This window comes from Paenarthrobacter sp. NPDC057355 (genome assembly GCF_042667405.1).
Taxonomy (GTDB): Bacteria; Actinomycetota; Actinomycetes; order Actinomycetales; family Micrococcaceae; genus Arthrobacter.
Genome location: NZ_JBHVAL010000008.1, coordinates 26,007 through 43,588 on the forward strand (window position 1 = coordinate 26,007; position 17,582 = coordinate 43,588).

Here is a 17,582-nt window from a genome sequence, read left to right on the forward strand (position 1 = left end):
GGCTACGGTGCCGCCGGACCCGTAGCCGACTCCCGCAGCGCCTTCTTGGCGATCTTCCCGGTTGACGTCTTGGGAATCTCGGCAATGATGACCACCCGTTCCGGGATCCACCACTTCGCTACCTTGCCCTCGAGGTGCGACTGGATGGATTCTGCCGTGAGAACAGCGTTCTGGCGGGGAGCAACGTAGGCCACCGGCCGCTCGCCCCACTTCTCGTCAGGCAAAGCGACGACGGCGGCCTCCCACACCTCGGGGTGGCTGAGGATGGCGTTCTCCAACTCCGTTGAGCCGATCCATTCTCCGCCGGACTTGATCAGGTCCTTGAGGCGGTCCACCACGTGGACACAGCCGTCCGGATCGATGGTCCCCACATCGCCGGTTTTCAGCCATCCGTCGGAAGTAAAAGCCTCCGAGCCGTCCGATGCACCGAAGTATCCTCCGGCGACCGTGGCTCCGCACACTTGCAGCTCTCCCGTTTCCTTGCCGTCGTGTGGGGCAATGGTTCCGTCCGGCCGAACGACGCGGATTTTGACCAAAGGACTGGGATGGCCCGGAGCACACATCAGAGCCAGCGCTTTGTCTCCGGTTTCGTTCCTGGCCGGTTGCTGCCGTTTGGCTGGCGTCCGTGCAGAGGTGAGCAGCGGACTAGCTTCGGTCATCCCCCAGGTTCCCACCAATGGCACGTTCAAATCCTCGAGATACTGACGAGCCAAGTCGACGGGCAACGGACTGCCGCCGTTGGCCAGTCGCCGCAGTTTGGACAGGTCCCGCCCCTGAAGATGTGGCAACAGGCTTTTCCAGACCGTGGTCACCGCAGCGGACACTGTGACCTGCTCCTGTTCCATCAGTCCGGCAAGCTTTTCCGGCGACGTGGCCCGGCCTGGCAGGACGAGGGAAGCCCCGCACATGGCCGCTGCATAGGGAAGCCCCCACGCATTCGCATGGAACATGGGAACGATCGGCATCACGACATCTCCCCCGCCCAAGGCGAAGACATCAGCGAACAGCAGGGACATGGCATGCAGGATGATGGAGCGGTGGTCGTACAACACCCCCTTGGGTCGGCCTGTTGTTCCTGAGGTGTAGCAGAGTGCGGCGGCTGTTCGTTCGTCCGGGACGTCAAAGGTTGTTACGGCGTGCCCCTGCTCAAGGATCGATTCGTAGTCCAGGATGCGAGGGTCGTCGGGCACAGACGGCTTGTCACAGTCATCCATGACCACGATGTGCCGAAGCGTTGGCAGCTTGTCCGCGATCGGCCAAAGGACATCGAGCAAGGAGCGGTCTACGAAGAGGACGTCGTCCGCGGCATCGTTGATGATGTACTGAATGTCGGCGGGCGCCAGTCGATGGTTGATCGTATGCAGCACCCTGCCCGAACTGGGCACCGCGAGGTACAACTCAAAATGGCGCTGGGTATTCCATCCGAGGGTGGCAACCCGGGCCGACGCCGGCACGCCCAATGCGTCCAGGGCACCGGCCAGCTTCCTGATCCGCTGCGCCACTTCGCCGTAGTTCGCAGACCGCCGGTCATCGAACCCGGCCGTGACCACCGTCTTCTTGGCGAATGCTCCTTCGAGTCGGTCCACCAGCATGGGCGTGGCAAGGGAATGGTCCTGCATAAGTCCGTGCATCGTGTCAGCCTTCCTGCCGCGAATCCATGAGCCTTTGGGGTGAGAACGCCCCGCGCTCCTCGTCCGGATCGACCGTCATCGCCGAGCCACGGTCCTCGCGCTTCAGCGCCCACGTGAGAACCGGGGTGAGGGCTACGGAGATCCCGGATGCGGCAATGATGATGAAGAAACCGGTCGCCGGATCCCCCGTCGCTGTCTCGGCCACTCCGAAGAGATAGGGACCGACGAATCCTCCGATCAGTCCGATCGTATTGATGAACGCCAGGCCGGCAGCGGCCACAATCCCGGACATACGGGCCATGGCGATGGACCAGAACACCGGCAACGTACCGAAGATGAAGACTGCTCCGAGCGCGATGAGCACCACCCTCACCACCGGGGGCTCAACGAGGACGTAGGCAACAGCTGTGGCGAGGGTGCCCAGCGCCATGAAGCCGACCCAGGCAGCCTCTTTGGTCGAACGTCGGAACAGCCTTGGGATGAGCAGGACGCCGATGGTCGCGCCGATCCCCACGCTCCCGGAGATCAACCCGATCATGAACGGGCTCTTCACGTGCATGGACTCAATGATCGCCGGGATGTTGAACACCAATCCAACGCTGCTTACCTGGTTCAGGAAGTAGACAAGGGCAATGATCACAATGAAAGGACGGCCAAAGGCCCTGCGCAGGTTCCCCCGGATACGGTGGTCGTGCTCATCCGGCGTACCGGCATGACGGGACAGGCTGTCGGCTTCGTCCGCGGTCAGCCAGGAAGCTTGCTGGGGTGTCGACGGCAACTTGAACCACACCACGACGCCGACCACCATCGTGAGCAGGCCCTCGATCATGAACATCCATTGCCAACCGTGCAGGCCGAACAGGGAGTCGAGTTCCATCAGGGCTCCACCCGCAGGGCCGCCGATGATGAGCGCGATTGTCGGTGCCAGGTAGATGAATCCCATGACGCTGGCACGCTGGTTCTGCGCGAACCACACAGTCACCATGTAAGCCAATGCAGGAAACAGTCCAGCCTCCGCGGCACCCAGGATGAACCGCAGGATGTAGAAGGACACCTCTCCTTGCACGAACATCATGAGGGCGGAAATTGCACCCCAGGTCAACGCGATCCTGGTGATCCACGCCCGCGGCCCCACACGGTACATGATCAGGTTGCTCGGGACTTCGAGGAACGCGTAGCTGATGAAGAAGATGCCGGCGCCCAGCCCGTAGGCGGCGGCGCTGAGTCCTATATCTGCCTCAAGGTGGGTTTTGGCCAGGGACACGTTGGTCCTGTCCACGTAGGACATGAAGTACACAACGCAAAGCAGTGGAATCAGCTTCAACAGTGCCTTGCGGGTAGCTCGTGCGTGAACGTCGTCGGTACGCAGAGATGGTTCGGTCATGGTGCCTTGATCCTCGCTCGGAGTGGTCTTGGGTTGTGCCTTGAAAGGGTGGGAGGTCAGCAGACTTCGAAAAGACCGGCGGCTCCCATTCCGCCGCCGACGCACATGGTCACGACGGCGTAGCGCGCGCCTCTGCGGCGACCCTCCAGGAGGGCATGGCCCACCATCCGGGCGCCTGTCATTCCGTAGGGGTGGCCGATGGAGATTGCCCCTCCGTTGACGTTCATCCGGTCGGGGTCGATCCCGAGCCGGTCGCGGCAATACAGGGCCTGCGAGGCAAAGGCCTCATTGAGTTCCCACAGGTCTATGTCCCCTATCCGCAGCCCGTGTTCCCGGAGGAGTTTGGGGATCGCGAAGACCGGTCCGATGCCCATTTCACCGGGCTCGCAGCCAGCCACTGCCATGCCGCGGTAGATGCCGAGAGGTTCAATCCCCCGCCGGTTCGCGGCGCCGGCCTCCATGAGCACCAGGGCTGAACCGCCGTCGGAAAGCTGGGAGGCATTTCCGGCCGTGACCGTCGACGAGCGGGATGCCTGGCCATCGGCAAGCACCGGTCGCAGGGATGCCAATCCCTCCTTGGTGGTGGAGGGACGGTTGCCCTCGTCGCGGGCCAAGGTGGTCTCATTCCCTGCGCCACTCTCCTGCCCGTTTCCCGGCACGATGAACGGAACGATCTCGTCGTCGAAAAGGCCGGAGGCTTGTGCTTTTGCGGTGCGTTGCTGGGACAGCAGGGCGAACCCGTCTTGCGCATCCCGGCCGATCCCGTAGCGCTCCGCGACGATTTCCGCCGTCTCAAGCATGGACAGATACATGGACGGGCGGCGCTCCAGCAACCACGGATCCTGGGCGAGGTATCGGTTCTGGTGCTCGTTCTGGACCAGCGAAATGGACTCCACGCCACCCCCAACCGCAATGGACATACCGTCCGCAACGATCTGCTTGGCCGCTGTTGCAACTGCCATCAGCCCTGAGGCGCACTGCCTGTCGATGGTCATAGCCGGCACGGAATCAGGGAGCCCGGCACGGAGCACGGATTGCCGGGCAACATTGAATCCCGTGGTGCCTTCCTGCATGGCACATCCGAGAACGACGTCCTCGACCTCGTCGGGTTCCACGCCGGCACGTTCGACGGCGGCCGCAATGGCGTGGGCGGCCAGCGCGGGACCGGTAGTGGAACCCAGCGTTCCCTTGTACGCACGGCCAATGGGGGTTCTCGCCGTCGAAACGACAACTGCCTCCCTCACAGCGCGGCCTCGGCAACGTCGTCAGCCTCGCGCCGGGCGATGGCGATGTAGCGGCGTGTCTGTTCAAAGGCACTTTCAGTGACTACGGAACCGGACATGTCGCTCACCCGTGACCATTCAAGGGCAAGCTGCTCGGGGGTCCGCAGGCTCTCCGGCAGGTAGACACCGGCGGACTCCTCCATCCGTGCAACGGCGAACACTCCCGCGCCGGCCGCAAGGATGGTCTTGGTCGGAGCCTCGGGAGAGACCATGAACACTGCCCCGGGAGCCACGGCTTCAGGGGCCAACAGTGCAAGCTCCTGGGGTTCAAGCAGGTCTTCGGTCATTTGCGTCGCCGCGGTGGGGGCTAGGGAGTTGACCCGGATGCCCCTCTTTTCGCCCTCAATCGCAAGAACGTTCATCAACCCAACAACAGCCGATTTGGCCGCGCCGTAGTTGGCCTGGCCGAAATTGCCATAAATACCGGAAGCCGACGTGGTCATGAGGATCCGCCCGTACCCCTGCTCGACCATGTGCGGCCAGACCGCGTGGGAGCAGTTCACCGACCCCATCAGATGGACATCCACTACTGTTCGGAAGGCCTGGAGGTCCGACTTCGCGAAGGACTTGTCCCGCAGGATGCCCGCGTTGTTGATAAGGATGTCCACGCGCCCCCAGGTGTCGATGACCTGGGCAACCATCGCGGCGACAGCCTTTTCGTCCGCAACGTCACACAGTGTCACCATGGCCTCGCCGCCGGCTTCCTGGATCTCCCGCGCAACCCCAGCGGCAGCGGACTGGCTACCGGCGTCGCCTGCCGGCCCGCCGACGTCGTTAATGGCAACCTTGACCCCCCGCTCCGCCAGCGCCAAGGCGTGTGCCCGCCCCAGTCCGGTCCCTGCTCCGGTGATGATCGCTACTTGCCCGCGGAGGTCGATGCCCACAGATATCTCCTTCGTTATTCAACATACTACTCAGTATTATGTTGTCGAGATCACGTGACTGTCAACGGCCCCGGCGAAACGGGTGGCATGATGTTTTGGGACCAACGCCTGATGGAGGACATGTGACCAGTACTGCCGACGCCGACCCCGGCATCAGGGCGCGGGTCCTGGATGCGGCCGCTTCGGCGTTCGCACGCAGGGGATTCGCGAAGACAACGATCGACGACATCGCTATGGCCGTCGGGGCCACCAAAGGCCTGGTCTACTATCACTTCCGGTCGAAGTTCGATATCTTCCTGTCCGCTTACGAGCTCGGCATGCACAAGGTGAAGGCAGTGGTGGAACCCCTGGCCGATTCACCAGGATCCGGGCTTGAGCGGCTCAAGCGCATGGCGACGGCCCACGTGATCAACCTGATGGAGGACGTGGACTACCACCACGTGGTGCATCAAGGGGTGCGGGACCAGTCTTCGGAGTCGCTCACCGTGGGTCAACGTGAAGCCCTGGTCAATCTCAACCAGCTCAGGAAGGACTACGAGCTCCTGTTCCGGCGCGTGGTGGAAGAAGGCGTCGCTGACGGCTCACTCCGGAAGGTCGATCCACCCCTGGCCACCCGTGTTCTGCTGAGCAGCCTCAACGCCGTCGATGTCTGGTACCGCGAGCAGGAGAAGCAGCACGCGGAGGGCATCCGGGCCCTGGCCGGGGACGTGGTTGACCTCATCCTCGGTGGAGTCGCCGCCTCCTGACGCGACCGCCCGGTGCAGGACTCACCCGGCACATACCCACCCGGGGACTAAAGGGCCGGGTCCACCATGGTCATACCCGCCGGATTGGCCTTGTCGAAGCCGGGCAGCAGCGCCGCGGCATCCTCCAGGCCGATAGTGCGTTCAATAAGCAGCTGCGGCTGGAGCGCGCCCTGCTCAATGAGCGCCATCATGCCCGGATACTCCACGGCGGCCATGCCGTGACTGCCCAGCACGTCGAGCTCCCAGCCGATCACCCGCGCCATGGGAACCTGCGGGTTGCCATCGATTGAGGGCAACAAACCGATTTGGACGTGCCGTCCGCGGCGTCGAAGGCTGAGGATCGCATCGGCACAGGTCTGTTCACTTCCGACGGCGTCAATCGCCACGTGACTGCCACCATCGGTCAGCCGGGACACAGCTTTCGGGATGTCCGTACCGTCAGCAACAACAGTATGTTCTGCACCCAAACGCGCAGCCACAGCCAGCGCCTCGGGGTTCCGGTCCACGGCGATGACCCTGGCTCCCATGGCCTTGGCGATCATCACTGCGCTGAGCCCGACGCCGCCGGTACCCACCACAGTGACCCATTCCCCGGGCTTGACCTGCGCCCGGGCCGCCAAGGCGCGGTAGGCGGTGGCGAAGCGGCAGCCGAGGCTTGCCGCCGTCGTAAATTCGACGTTGTCCGGGAGGGCAACAAGGTTGCTGTCGGCGGCGTGCAGGGCAACGTACTCGGCGAACGATCCCCAGTGGGTGAAACCTGGTTGCTGCTGGTCCGGGCAGACCTGCGCGTCGCCGGCCAGGCACCATTCGCAGGTGCCGCAGCCGCAGACGAAGGGCACCGTGACACGGTCGCCGATCTTCCAGTTCCGGACACCTTCGCCCACAGAGTCGATGACGCCGGCGAGTTCGTGGCCGGGCACGTGGGGCATGGCAATGTCGTCGTGGCCGGCCCAGGCATGCCAGTCGCTGCGGCACATGCCCGTGGCCAACACCTTCACCACCACACCCCCAACAGGGGCGCCGGGCTTGGCGACTTCCCTGACTTCGGGCTGGGTCCGGACCTCATCAAAAACAACTGCGCGCACGGACTGACTCTAACAATTGACCGGCACTGTCACACTTCCGGCCCCGTCTCCGACATCACTGATGTAACGCACAAACTCTGAAGGGAAGTCAGCATGACCCGCATCAACATCGGTCGCAGCAACAAACTCGGCTACGCTGCCGTCATTGGCCTGGAAGGTTACGCCCGCACCTCTGTGGATCCTGATCTGTACGAGCTGATCAAGCTCCGTGCCTCGATCCTCAACGGCTGCGGTTTCTGCGTGGACATGCATGCGACCGACGGCCGGAAGCGTGGCATTCCGGCCCGAAAGCTGCACGCCGTGGCCGCCTGGCAGCACTCCAAAGTGTTTTTCGACGCCCGCGAGCAGGCTGTCCTTGCCCTCACCGATGCCTTGACGCAATTGGGGCCTGACACGGTGACCGACGAGATCTGGAATGCTGCCGCGACGCATTTCGACGACGGCCAGATGGGCGGCTTGGTCCTGGCGATCTCCACCATCAATGTCTGGAACAGGATTGCGATCAGCACACAGATGGAGCCGCCCGTGGATGAGAAGAATCCGCTGGTCTGAACGGTAACGTGGGCAGCATGACTCTTGCAGTCTCGGCCACGGTGGCGTGGCAAAGCGAACGGAACCGCCTGCTGGGGATTGCCTACCGGATGCTGGGCGACTTCGGCCATGCCGAGGACGTGGTCTCCGAGGTCGCCATCGACGCCGTACGGCAGGAACGGAACATCGAGGGCGGGCGCGTGGACTCCTGGCCGGCGTGGCTGACCACCGTGTGCGTGCGCCGTTCCATCGACCGGGTGCGCCAGCTCGCGGCGATCCGCGAGGACTACACCGGACCGTGGCTGCCCGAGCCCGTGGACACCGCACAGTTGCCCGAGGAAGCAATGGCCAACCGCGAACTGCTGTCCTTGACCTTGCTGCATCTGGCCGAGCAACTGGCACCGGAGGCGCGGGCGGCGTTGGTCCTGCACCGCGCCTTCGGAATGCCCGCGCCGGAGATCGCGGACATCCTGGACAAGACGCCGGCCGCCGTTCGCCAGCTGATTTCGCGGGCCGAACGCCGCCTGGACATCGACCCCGATGCACCCGCTCCCAGAGCCAAGGATCGGGCCGTGCTGGACAAGCTCGTCCAGGCCATCGAGCAGGGTGAGATCAACACGGTGGTTTCGATGCTCCACCGCGACGCCGTGCTGTGGGCCGACGGCGGCGGCAAGGTCAAGAGCGCGATGAACCCGCTGTTCGGGGCCTCGAGGATCGCACGATTCTTTGCGGCCATCCTTGGCAAGGCGGTGGCCTTCGATCCCGTGGAGCCGATCCGGGCCTGGGTTGTGGAGATCAACGGTGGAGCGGCTTTGGTCCTCAGGCACAACGGCCGCGCCGACGTCATCGAGGCGGACGCTGCCCCGGATGGAAGTATTCGGGGCCTGCGGCAACTGTCCAATCCGGACAAACTTACGAGGGTCTCCCGTTCTTAGCCACGAGTTCGCGGGAAGGCTGCCGGTTCGCCGGGAAACTTCCGGACGAAGTGGCACGCTTCCCGCGAACTCGCCCGGCAACCAGTGCGGCCACCCCCAAGCCTGCCGGGACGAGCAGCGCCCAGCCACTGAACACGAGCACCACCAGCATCACCACAGCCGCCACGATCACGCCGTACCAAGCCGGAGTTCCGCGGCGGAGCAGGACCACCCCGGCCGCCAAGCCAAAGGCCGTCACCGCGGTGAAGCACGCTGAGGCCGCTCCGATCTGGAACTCCATGCTCAGCAGCCCGGTCGCAGCCAGAACAAAGGAGATTGACGCCATCACTCCCAGGACCCCGAGACTCACCGAGGGGACCTCCCCCGGCCCGGCGCCACGCGCCAATGCCCGCGGCAGCACGCCGTCGGACGCCAAACGCGCACCCAGCTTGCTGGCACCGGCGACGAAAGTATTCAACGGACCGAACGTGAGGACAGCCGCCGCGACAGCGGTCACGGGTGCTGCCGCAGGGCCGAGCCCTTTCGCCAGCAACTCGGCAACCGGCACGTTGCTGCCCGCGAGCCCTGGCCCGAGGACGGCCACGCAAGCAGCCACCAGCCCGATATAGACCACTCCGACGACGACGAGCGTCAGCCAGGTTGCCCGCTTGAGGTCGCGCTCGGGGTTGCGGAACTCGCCGGCCAGGTGCGTGACGGCTTCCCAACCCGCGAAGCAGAAGAACAACAAGCTGGCCGCACCTCCCACAGCCCAATAGCCATGCGGGGCGAACGGCTCAAAGTTCTCAGCCCGGGCATATGGCGCGGCCACGGCAACAGCGAAGGCAAGCAACGCCACCAACAAGACCATCAGGAGCAGCTGCAGTTTGCTTGAGACCCTGATTCCCACCGCGTTGCTCAGAAAACCGGCCGCAAGGATCAGCCCCGCGGCAATCAGCGCCGTCTCCCGTCCACCTCCCATGGCGTGCGCGATGTACTCCCCGCCGATCACCGCGGTCGCGGGCGCGCCGAAGGGAATGGCGAAATAGAACAGGTAGCCGGCCACCACTGACGCCCGCTGGCCAAAGGCCCTCGTCACAAACGTTGCGATGCCCCCGGCGTCGGGCTGTTGCCTGGACATTTCGGCGAAGCTGAACGCCACGGGAGTGCAGAACACCAGGAGCAGGCCCCAGGCCAATATCGACGCCGGCCCAGCCACTTGTGCGGCGATGGCGGGCAGAACCAGGACCCCCGAACCCAGAATTGCGCCCACGTAGATGCCCGTTGCACGGAAGAGGCCCAGACCCGAACCTTTAACAGCTTTGTTCACCATTACACTGAACAGTGTTCGGAGGGGTTCCAACAAGCAGGGAAACTGCCTGCGAGGAGCAATATCCTGCCGAATTTCCGGGACACCTGATCTAGGCGGCCAGAGCCTGCGAGCGCCTGAGGCGGGCAACCAGCGTCGAGGCGAGCAACGCCGTCGTGATTTCCAAGCCGATCACCAGCAGCAGTTGCGCCGCCCCGGTGGCGTCGACAGCGCCCGACGGCGACCTGCCGCCGTGCGCGTGTCCGGCACCGCCCGCGCCGAGCAGCAGCGCGGCGTGCAGGGCAACCATGGCCAGGGCTGAGCCGGTGACCTGGTGGAGCGCCCCGACGCGGCTGTGGCGCCAGATGTGGACCGTGCACGGTACGCACACGGCCGCGAGAACGATCATGAGAATGCCGATCCAGGCGTCGTGGTGTCCGGAGGCAGCAAGCCAGAGGTGTACCGCGCAGGAAATGGCGGTGAGTCCCGCGCAGATCCGGGGATGGAGGACGGGCCCGGTTTGGCGGACCCGTCCTGCGATGATCGCCATGGCTAGTGGCAGTGCCCGGAGGCTTCGCCGGCAGCGGTTCCCGGGGTGGCGGTATGGCAGCTGGAGCCCGAGGTGTTCGCGGGCACGTCCAGCACCGGGCTGCGGTCGAAGAAGCCCTCGGGACGGAGCTTGAAGCCGACCGTGTCCACGGGCATGATCGGCCAGTCCTCCACGCGCGGGAAGTGGGTCAGGCCGAAGGTGTGCCACACGACGATGTCGTGCCCGTCGATGTCGCGGTCCTGGGCCACATACGCGGGAAGGCCTGCACCGCCGGAGTGCTGGTTCACGAAGTCGCCGGTCGGGTAGCGTTCCTCGTCCGCGTAACGGGTGACCCACACGTCCTTGGTGGCGAAGGCTGCACGCTTCGCGATGGAGGAGCCGGGGTCGGCCAGGAGCGTGGGCTGGTTCTCGGCGTGGAGCTTGTAGCCGACGGGTTCGCCCAGGCGGTTCTTCGACTCCGGGTTGGAGATGATCCAGGTCCGTCCGACCTTCGCGTCGGCTTCGCGGACACCTTCCGACTCCTTGGTCAGCGCCGTGCGCTTGCGGGAGAACGCGTTCCCGCGCTCGTTGCCCGGTCCCATGGGTTGCCGGACCACGTCCTCTTCTTCGACCCGGTTGGTGAAACCATCGATCGCCATGTCCAGGCGGGCGCTGAAAAGGTGCTGATGGAAGGGCGCGCCGAGCCCGGGAGCGAGCTGGGAGATGTTGTCCGAGCCGCCTTCCGGGAACGCGGAGGTAAACACGACGCCGGTCGCCTTGGCTTCGAACTCGATGGTGCCGTCCAGGTAGAGGTACCAGTAGAAGCCGTAGTCGTAGTTGCCGATGGTGGTGAAGAAGGAGATCACCAGGCGGCGGTTGCGGCGGGTGTAATTGATGCCCGTCCACAGGTCCGAGTGCTTGGAGAGGATGCCCCAGTCTTCCTCGTGCATGCAGATGCCGTTGCGGATCTCCCGGGGGTTGCCGAACGCATCGCTGATAACCGGGCTGAGGTAGGTGATGTCACCCAGGCAGTCGCACCCGAGTTCAAGGGAGTTGGCGTACTGGCCCACGAGGTATTCACCCGTATCGAAGTAGTTCTGCCAGGACCGGATCGGCGAAGGGTCACCGTAGGGAACCACCATTTCGGCGATGGAGGCCCGGTTGATGATGGGCCTTTTCTTCCCGCCGTCCTTGAAGGACAGGTTGTGGAGGACAACTCCTTCGCGGACATCGAAGCCTACATCCACGCTCCACTTTTCCCACTCCACGTGGTTGCCGCCGGTGACGGTGAAGCTCGGCCCCTCGGGCTGGGTGATGCTGATGGGCTTCTGGGTGCCGCGGAGCGGCCCGGTCAGCTGGGGGTCGGTGTAGTTTCCGTGTTCTTCGGGAATCGGCATGACCTCAAGGTCAATGACCCGGGTGACTTCCTTGTTGACCACGTCCACATAGGCCACGAGCCCGTCCACGGGGTGGGCCCAGGCGCTGTCTTCAGGGAAGTCCTGCACGAAGGCCAGCCCACGGAGGATGCGGCGGCCACGCTCTTCCTCGTACTCGAAGACGCCGGCGGACAGCGGCGCCACACGGACTTTTTCCACCTCCAGGCCGCGGGCGGCCAGGGCGGCGAGCCAGCGCTCGTCGGTCGCCAAGAGCGTCTCCACAACCTCGAATTCTTCTTCAAGGACCGGCAGTTCGCCGGAGACTTTGGTATCAAGTTCGACGGCGGACAGGATCTGCCCGCGGGTGGCGGAAACGAGGACGTCGGTGGGAGCGCCGCCGGAGATGTCATGGATGAAGACCCGGAACCGCCGGTCGTGTTCCTCGGCGCTGCGCGATGGATCCACCAGGCCCAGGTAGGCGATGCGGTGTCCATCGCCGAGGTGTCCCGCAGCCTGGAGGATGCCTTGGACCGTGACGATTTCTTCGGCGGTGGCAAGGCCGTACTGGGTGGAAATTTCAGTTGCTGTGGGCGTCATAGCTGCCTCTGGTCCGGGACCTGTGACGGTCAGGATTTATTTTCTATAGTTGTAGAGAATAACCAAAACGTAAGATGGGTCACAAGACCCTTCCGCAAAAATTTCCAGGAGCCCGACCCGTGCCAAAGATTGTGGACCACGATCAACGACGCCTCGAACTGGTGGACGCAACCTGGCGGATCATCGCAAGGCTTGGCATGGAAGGCGCCACCATGCGCGAAATTGCCGAGGAAGCGGGCTTCGCCAACGGCGCCCTCAAGCCCTACTTCCCCACCAAGGACCTGCTGCTTACATCCGCATTCGGGCACGTGTTCAACAGGACCAACCAGCGCATCGCGCTCGTGACGGAAGGGCTGTCAGGACTGGCGGCGCTGCGGGCCTTCTGCACTGAGATACTCCCCCTGGACGAGGAACGCGTCAATGAAGCCCGCATCGTGATCCCGTTCTGGCAAAAGGCCCTTAACGACGCCGACATGGCCACCCTGCACAGCGAGTCCATGAACCAGTGGCACACCACCATCACCACCCACACGTCAGCAGCCCGTGCGGCCGGCGAGATTGCCACCCCACTGGAGGATGCCTCCGTCGCCGACCACCTGCTCAACATGATGCTGGGCGCCCAAATCGTGGCAGCGCTATCGCCGGCAGAGCATTTTTCACAGGACCTCGAGGGCCAGCTGGACAACTATTTGGCGCTGCTGGCGGTCTGAATGCTAGCTCGCCGCCCCCGACGCAACCACGCCGACACCCAGTCCCGCGATGATTCCGCTGGAAGTACGTTCGACGGCGGTGCTCACCTTGGGCTTCTTGAGCCACCTCATCGCCTTGAAGGCCACGACGGCGATCATGGAGAGATAGGCAAAGGCGATCACAGCTACCACGACGCCGAGGATCAACGATGTGCCCATGGTGTCGCCGCCGTGCGGGATGAACTGCGGGACCACCGCCAGGTAGAACAAGCCAACCTTCGGGTTGAGGAGCGTTGACAGGGCCCCGGCACCAAGCGCCGAAAGCCGGTTGTAGGGCAAAGGCTCTTCAGCGGATCCACCGACGCCCGCCTTCGCAGCACGACGCGACTTGATGAATGAAGAGATCCCCAAGTACAGCAAGTACAACCCGCCGGCGATCTTGATCCAGCGGAACAGTTCCGCGGACTGCTCCAGGATCGCCGCCAGGCCAACGCCAACCAACGCTGCCCACACAATCGCCGCACCCGCCGAACCGGCAGCCGCGGCAATTCCCGCCGAAGGTCTGTTCAGTGCAATGCGAAGCACCAGGAAGGTGTCCGGCCCGGGAGTCACGGAAAGAACCAGGCAAAGACCGGCAAAAGCAGCAAGGGAAGCGAGAGTCACAAGAGTGATTGTGAGGCATACCGGCAGGTAGCGAAAGCCGGGAAAGCGTTCGCTTGCCGTCAAAGCCTGTTCGTCCAATGACAAGACCGCTCCACGTGACGCCACCCACACTGGAAACATCGCCGCGGCTCACGGGCCGCCAAGACTTACTACCTGAGCGGAGTACCAATGGAGACTTACGACGCCCTGCTGGCCTCGATCACCGCAGCCCCCGGCCAGAACAGCCGCACCATTTTCGATCCCGCCACGGGCGAAGCGGTCGGCGAGGCCCCGGTCCACACCGTCGAGGACCTCCAGCGCGCAATCGATGCGGCCGCCGCCGCCCAGCCGGCCTGGGCTGCCTTGGGCGACGACGCCCGGTCGGCTGCGCTCCTGAAAGCAGCCGACGCCGTCGAACGCTCCGCCGAAGAACTCGCCCAACTGCTCTCCCGCGAGCAGGGCAAACCGCTGAACGGCCCGAACGCCCGCTTCGAGGTCGGCGCTTGCGCCGCGTGGCTTCGTGCCACCGCCGGAACGCCGTTGGAACCCGAAGTGGTGGTTGACGACGGCGAAACCCGCGCCGAGCTGCACTACCGGCCCATCGGCGTCGTCGGTGCGATCGGACCGTGGAACTGGCCCATGATGATCACGGTCTGGCAGATCGCGCCGGCCCTGCGCATGGGTAACGCCGTGGTGGTCAAGCCATCGGAGTACACGCCGTTGTCCGTGCTGGCGCTGATCTCGATCATCAACCAGGAACTCCCCGAGGGTCTGCTCACTGTGGTGTCCGGAGGCCGCGACGTAGGCGAAGCGCTTGCCTCGCATGACGCGATCGGCAAGGTCATGTTCACCGGCTCCACCGCCACGGGCAAAGCGATCATCCGCTCCTCCGCGGACACGGTCAAACGGCTCACCCTGGAACTCGGCGGCAACGACGCCGGTATCGTCCTGCCCGATTCGGATCCCAAAGCGATCGCCGAGGGTTTGTTCTGGGGCGCCTTCATCAACACCGGCCAGACTTGTGCCGCCCTCAAGCGCCTCTACGTCCACGAGTCCCAGTACGAGGCCGTCTGCTCGGAACTCACTGCCGTTGCCGCTGCGATGCCGATGGGTGTTGGGCTCGATGAGAACAACGTCCTCGGCCCGCTGCAGAACCGCCAGCAGTACGACATCGTCGCCCGACTGGTGGACGCAGCCCGCGACTCCGGTGCCCGCATCCTGGTGGGCGGCAACCCTGACCCGGACCAGCCGGGCAACTTCTACCCCACCACGCTGGTTGCGGATATCGACAACGACAACCCGCTCGTCGCGGAAGAACAGTTCGGCCCGGCGCTGCCGATCATCAAGTACAGCACCGTTGACGAGGCCGTCGCCAAGGCGAACGCGCTCGACGTCGGACTCGGCGCCTCAGTCTGGTCCTCCGACGTCGCCGCCGCGCGCGAAGTCGCCGCCCGCATCCAGGCCGGAACGGTGTGGATCAACAAACACGGCGCCGTGGACCCGCGCGTCCCGTTTGGCGGAGCCAAGCAGTCCGGCTACGGGCTGGAATTCGGCGCCGAAGGCCTCAAGGCCCTGGGAGTGCCGCAGATCATCAACGGCTGATTCGATTCCGCACCCCAGCCAGGGGCAGCTAACGTCGCTATGAACCCTTCTAGCGACGTTATCTGCCCCTCAGGCTCTTCTATGTCTGTCAGGGCGTGAAAGTTGCTGAGGCGTTGAGTGTGCGGTAGATGTGGCGCGCGAAGTAGCTGTTGACGCATCAGAGGATTTCCTTTTGGTTCGTCGCTGTACGGCGTACCCAAGGGCTTTTGACCCCGTGTGTCATTCAGGTGATGGCGACCGTGGCCTTGAACCCACCGATCAAGACGTCCACCCCGGGGAACCAAACCAATTCTGGAGTTGGGCAGTTCCGGCAAATCCCTGTGTTGCCCGTCACGAAAGACGAGTACCCGTCACAAATAATTGGCGGGTGCTGATTCTCAGTGAACGTCAAACACAGAAATACGCACCTCCTTTCAGTCGGTGCGCTGACATAGATTGGGGAATTCATGTCAATGGTTATGGAGCGTCCGCAGCTGTTGTCTGCTGCGGTGCGCGAAGAAACTGAGGCGGAGTGGGCGGCAGCTGGCCTCGTGGCAGCAGTGCTTGGTATGGCACTTGCTGTCGTCGTCTACATCTGTTCTGTCTGCAGTGCGCGCTCTTTTGACGCCTGTATGCACGCGGTGCAGAACTACTGGGGATCAGGCTGCTGATTCGACATGTCTCAATTGATGCCAGGAGCGTGTTTCAGTCTTGCCCCTGGGATCGCTGTTGAGGATGGGTATCTCCGGGACGATCAGGACCGGAGATACCCACTCAATTCACTCGGCGTCAAAGTCTGCAAATCAGCGACGAAGCCGGTCGGCATCGACGAACTGATCGGGGCCCTGCTTGGCGGCAAAGACGACGAGGATATCCGCGATTCCTATATAAACTTCATTAACGACCTCAACCGTGCCGGTCTGGTGTCGATTCATCAGAGCTTTGTTGTGGAGATCGAGCTCGATGCAACGTTTCATAGGACAAGCCTCCTAGGAATAATGAGGCCCGCGCGCCCCCACCGGCGCGTGCCGCTCTATCGTCGCTATGTACCGACCGCCCGTTCCCTCGTTGCTGCAGTCGTCGAAGCACATCAACTTACAATGTGGCTTGGTGTGGCTGCCGTCGTCGTCTCTGCAGTCCTTGGATTTGCAGGCAGTCCGGACTTTCTCCGGGTTATCGGGGCCAGAAACCTGGCTCTGTCGGTTGCGTTCCTATTCTTGGGGATAGTCGGCACTGCCTACTTTCACGAGTTGGGGCATCTCTTGCTCGGAAAGATTCGAAGGGTTTGCCCGACGTCAGTCTATGTAAGGTCCGGGGCAGCAGGTGTTGCGTTCGGCCCGATGTCGGCACTGGACCGGATCAGGATCATCACCGCCGGCCCCCTGACCGGTTTGACCTTCGTAGCAGCAATCGAATTTTTGATCCTTCGCTCGCCAGACGGCCTCTGGACCCGGGCAGCCATGGATCAGCTCAGGCTGTCATTTGCGGCGGCATTCGCCTTGATCGGGCTCCTACAACTCCTGGGCCTGACGCCATTAACCAAGGATGGCCGGACGCTACTGAAGGCGATCCTTGGCGACAAAGGAAGGATCGCTGAACACGATGAATGAAGGCCTTGCGATCACCGATCTGTGCGTCGATTACAAGACATTTCGGATGGGACCTGTCACCGCAGTACTTGATCCGGGATCGGTAACTGCCCTCATGGGAACAAACGGTTCGGGCAAGACTTCACTCATTCGCGCCGTGCTCGGTCTGCAGCGGAAGGACACTGGTTCAGTGATTTTTCAAGGAACAGATCTAACGATCCGTGACGCAGCGATATTGTCTGACGTTGGATACGTCAGTGACTCTCATCGGGATTTGCTCGCGGAATTCACCGCAAAAGAGTATTGGCAGTACTGCAGGATCGCATTCGAGAAGGCGAGCGGGTCCCGGGCAAACGATTTCATGGGTAGGGCTAAGCATTACTCCACCTTGCTCGATTTCCCATACGAATCAAGAACAGCGATTGCGGGGCTCAGCCTGGGAACGGCCCGGAAAGTTCAGATCATCGGAGCCCTGCTGGGCGATCCTGAGTTGATTGTCATGGATGAGCCGTTTAGCGGACTCGACTTCATTGCATCGCGGGCGCTCGAATCGGTCTTGGGTGGCCTTCGGGATCAAGGCAAGACGCTGCTGCTTGCCAACCATGACCTTGACCTTGCAACCAGGCTCGCCAACCGCGTTTTGCTCCTTCACGCGGGACATATGCTCCTGGATTCGTCGATTGACATGTACGGCAGCGAACGCGAACTTGAGGCCACCGTCTCCTGTCTGCTCAACGATGCAAGACAGGGAGCCGAATCGTGCTCGCCCTAGTGACTCCAATATTCCGGGTCTACGTACGGCGCGCCACTGGAAC

The 17,582-nt window shown here is 63.3% G+C and carries 16 protein-coding genes; 7 read left to right on the forward strand and 9 right to left on the reverse strand.

What is annotated here, in order from left to right; translation table 11 throughout:
* Window positions 1-2 precede the first annotated feature (2 nt).
* From ACFUOZ_RS11065 to ACFUOZ_RS11080, 4 genes are read right to left on the reverse strand one after another with little or no spacing between them, the layout of a single operon-like run.
* On the reverse strand, window positions 3-1,631 hold the full coding sequence (locus ACFUOZ_RS11065) for a long-chain fatty acid--CoA ligase (RefSeq protein ID WP_377547893.1): 1,629 nt from the start codon (window positions 1,629-1,631) through the stop codon (window positions 3-5).
* A 4-nt stretch (window positions 1,632-1,635) separates the two neighbouring features.
* Window positions 1,636-3,015, reverse strand: coding sequence for an MFS transporter (locus ACFUOZ_RS11070; RefSeq protein WP_377547895.1), 1,380 nt, complete (start codon window positions 3,013-3,015; stop codon window positions 1,636-1,638).
* A 56-nt stretch (window positions 3,016-3,071) separates the two neighbouring features.
* The gene (locus ACFUOZ_RS11075) at window positions 3,072-4,259 is read right to left on the reverse strand and encodes an acetyl-CoA C-acyltransferase (protein ID WP_377547897.1); all 1,188 of its coding nucleotides are present in this window, start codon (window positions 4,257-4,259) and stop codon (window positions 3,072-3,074) included.
* A complete protein-coding gene (locus ACFUOZ_RS11080) occupies window positions 4,256-5,182 on the reverse strand; it encodes an SDR family NAD(P)-dependent oxidoreductase (RefSeq protein WP_377547899.1) in 927 nt (308 codons plus the stop codon). The genes ACFUOZ_RS11075 and ACFUOZ_RS11080 overlap by 4 nt, the downstream gene beginning before the upstream one ends.
* A gap of 122 nt (window positions 5,183-5,304) precedes the next feature.
* Here ACFUOZ_RS11080 and ACFUOZ_RS11085 point away from each other — a divergent pair, with 122 nt between their 5' ends.
* Window positions 5,305-5,928 carry a TetR/AcrR family transcriptional regulator gene (locus ACFUOZ_RS11085; RefSeq protein ID WP_377547902.1) on the forward strand — a complete coding sequence of 208 codons (624 nt, stop codon included), beginning with the start codon at window positions 5,305-5,307 and terminating at the stop codon, window positions 5,926-5,928.
* 47 nt (window positions 5,929-5,975) lie between these two features.
* Here ACFUOZ_RS11085 and ACFUOZ_RS11090 read toward each other — a convergent pair whose 3' ends face one another.
* Window positions 5,976-7,013, reverse strand: coding sequence for a zinc-dependent alcohol dehydrogenase family protein (locus tag ACFUOZ_RS11090; protein WP_377547904.1), 1,038 nt, complete (start codon window positions 7,011-7,013; stop codon window positions 5,976-5,978).
* 93 nt (window positions 7,014-7,106) lie between these two features.
* On the opposite strand from ACFUOZ_RS11090, the gene ACFUOZ_RS11095 reads away from it, so the two are divergent.
* Window positions 7,107-7,565, forward strand: a complete 459-nt coding sequence (locus ACFUOZ_RS11095; protein ID WP_377547907.1) for a carboxymuconolactone decarboxylase family protein — start codon at window positions 7,107-7,109, stop codon at window positions 7,563-7,565.
* A 17-nt stretch (window positions 7,566-7,582) separates the two neighbouring features.
* Window positions 7,583-8,479, forward strand: coding sequence for a sigma-70 family RNA polymerase sigma factor (locus tag ACFUOZ_RS11100; protein WP_377547909.1), 897 nt, complete (start codon window positions 7,583-7,585; stop codon window positions 8,477-8,479).
* Here the strand turns inward: ACFUOZ_RS11100 and ACFUOZ_RS11105 are convergent.
* From ACFUOZ_RS11105 to ACFUOZ_RS11115, 3 genes are all read right to left on the reverse strand, one after another.
* Entirely contained in the window at window positions 8,457-9,788 is a 1,332-nt protein-coding gene (locus ACFUOZ_RS11105) for an APC family permease (RefSeq protein ID WP_377547911.1), read from the reverse strand. The two genes, ACFUOZ_RS11100 and ACFUOZ_RS11105, sit on opposite strands and share 23 nt — an antisense overlap.
* 88 nt (window positions 9,789-9,876) lie before the next feature.
* Window positions 9,877-10,314: a hypothetical protein gene (locus ACFUOZ_RS11110; RefSeq protein WP_377547914.1), complete on the reverse strand. Its 438-nt coding sequence runs from the start codon at window positions 10,312-10,314 to the stop codon at window positions 9,877-9,879.
* A 2-nt stretch (window positions 10,315-10,316) separates the two neighbouring features.
* Window positions 10,317-12,266: a primary-amine oxidase gene (locus ACFUOZ_RS11115; protein WP_377547916.1), complete on the reverse strand. Its 1,950-nt coding sequence runs from the start codon at window positions 12,264-12,266 to the stop codon at window positions 10,317-10,319.
* 119 nt (window positions 12,267-12,385) lie between these two features.
* On the opposite strand from ACFUOZ_RS11115, the gene ACFUOZ_RS11120 reads away from it, so the two are divergent.
* Window positions 12,386-12,976, forward strand: a complete 591-nt coding sequence (locus tag ACFUOZ_RS11120; RefSeq protein ID WP_377547918.1) for a TetR/AcrR family transcriptional regulator — start codon at window positions 12,386-12,388, stop codon at window positions 12,974-12,976.
* A gap of 3 nt (window positions 12,977-12,979) precedes the next feature.
* On the opposite strand, the gene ACFUOZ_RS11125 is transcribed toward ACFUOZ_RS11120, so the two are convergent.
* Window positions 12,980-13,618, reverse strand: a complete 639-nt coding sequence (locus ACFUOZ_RS11125; RefSeq protein ID WP_377547921.1) for a LysE family translocator — start codon at window positions 13,616-13,618, stop codon at window positions 12,980-12,982.
* A 168-nt stretch (window positions 13,619-13,786) separates the two neighbouring features.
* Here ACFUOZ_RS11125 and ACFUOZ_RS11130 point away from each other — a divergent pair, with 168 nt between their 5' ends.
* The 3 genes from ACFUOZ_RS11130 to ACFUOZ_RS11140 all read left to right on the forward strand — a co-directional run bounded on the left by ACFUOZ_RS11130 (window position 13,787) and on the right by ACFUOZ_RS11140 (window position 17,539).
* Window positions 13,787-15,199: an aldehyde dehydrogenase family protein gene (locus ACFUOZ_RS11130; RefSeq protein WP_377547923.1), complete on the forward strand. Its 1,413-nt coding sequence runs from the start codon at window positions 13,787-13,789 to the stop codon at window positions 15,197-15,199.
* 656 nt (window positions 15,200-15,855) lie between these two features.
* Window positions 15,856-16,788, forward strand: coding sequence for a hypothetical protein (locus ACFUOZ_RS11135; RefSeq protein WP_377547925.1), 933 nt, complete (start codon window positions 15,856-15,858; stop codon window positions 16,786-16,788).
* A complete protein-coding gene (locus tag ACFUOZ_RS11140; protein ID WP_377547928.1) occupies window positions 16,781-17,539 on the forward strand; it encodes an ATP-binding cassette domain-containing protein in 759 nt (252 codons plus the stop codon). The genes ACFUOZ_RS11135 and ACFUOZ_RS11140 overlap by 8 nt, the downstream gene beginning before the upstream one ends.
* The last annotated feature ends 43 nt before the right edge of the window (window positions 17,540-17,582 follow it).

Coding starts and splice junctions, on each gene's coding strand:
- ACFUOZ_RS11065 (WP_377547893.1), bottom strand. CDS start 1,631: ATGCACGGACTTATGCAGGACCATTCCCTTGCCACGCCCATGCTGGTG.
- ACFUOZ_RS11070 (WP_377547895.1), bottom strand. CDS start 3,015: ATGACCGAACCATCTCTGCGTACCGACGACGTTCACGCACGAGCTACC.
- ACFUOZ_RS11095 (WP_377547907.1), top strand. CDS start 7,107: ATGACCCGCATCAACATCGGTCGCAGCAACAAACTCGGCTACGCTGCC.
- ACFUOZ_RS11100 (WP_377547909.1), top strand. CDS start 7,583: ATGACTCTTGCAGTCTCGGCCACGGTGGCGTGGCAAAGCGAACGGAAC.
- ACFUOZ_RS11105 (WP_377547911.1), bottom strand. CDS start 9,788: ATGGTGAACAAAGCTGTTAAAGGTTCGGGTCTGGGCCTCTTCCGTGCA.
- ACFUOZ_RS11110 (WP_377547914.1), bottom strand. CDS start 10,314: ATGGCGATCATCGCAGGACGGGTCCGCCAAACCGGGCCCGTCCTCCAT.
- ACFUOZ_RS11115 (WP_377547916.1), bottom strand. CDS start 12,266: ATGACGCCCACAGCAACTGAAATTTCCACCCAGTACGGCCTTGCCACC.
- ACFUOZ_RS11130 (WP_377547923.1), top strand. CDS start 13,787: ATGGAGACTTACGACGCCCTGCTGGCCTCGATCACCGCAGCCCCCGGC.
- ACFUOZ_RS11135 (WP_377547925.1), top strand. CDS start 15,856: ATGTCTCAATTGATGCCAGGAGCGTGTTTCAGTCTTGCCCCTGGGATC.
- ACFUOZ_RS11140 (WP_377547928.1), top strand. CDS start 16,781: ATGAATGAAGGCCTTGCGATCACCGATCTGTGCGTCGATTACAAGACA.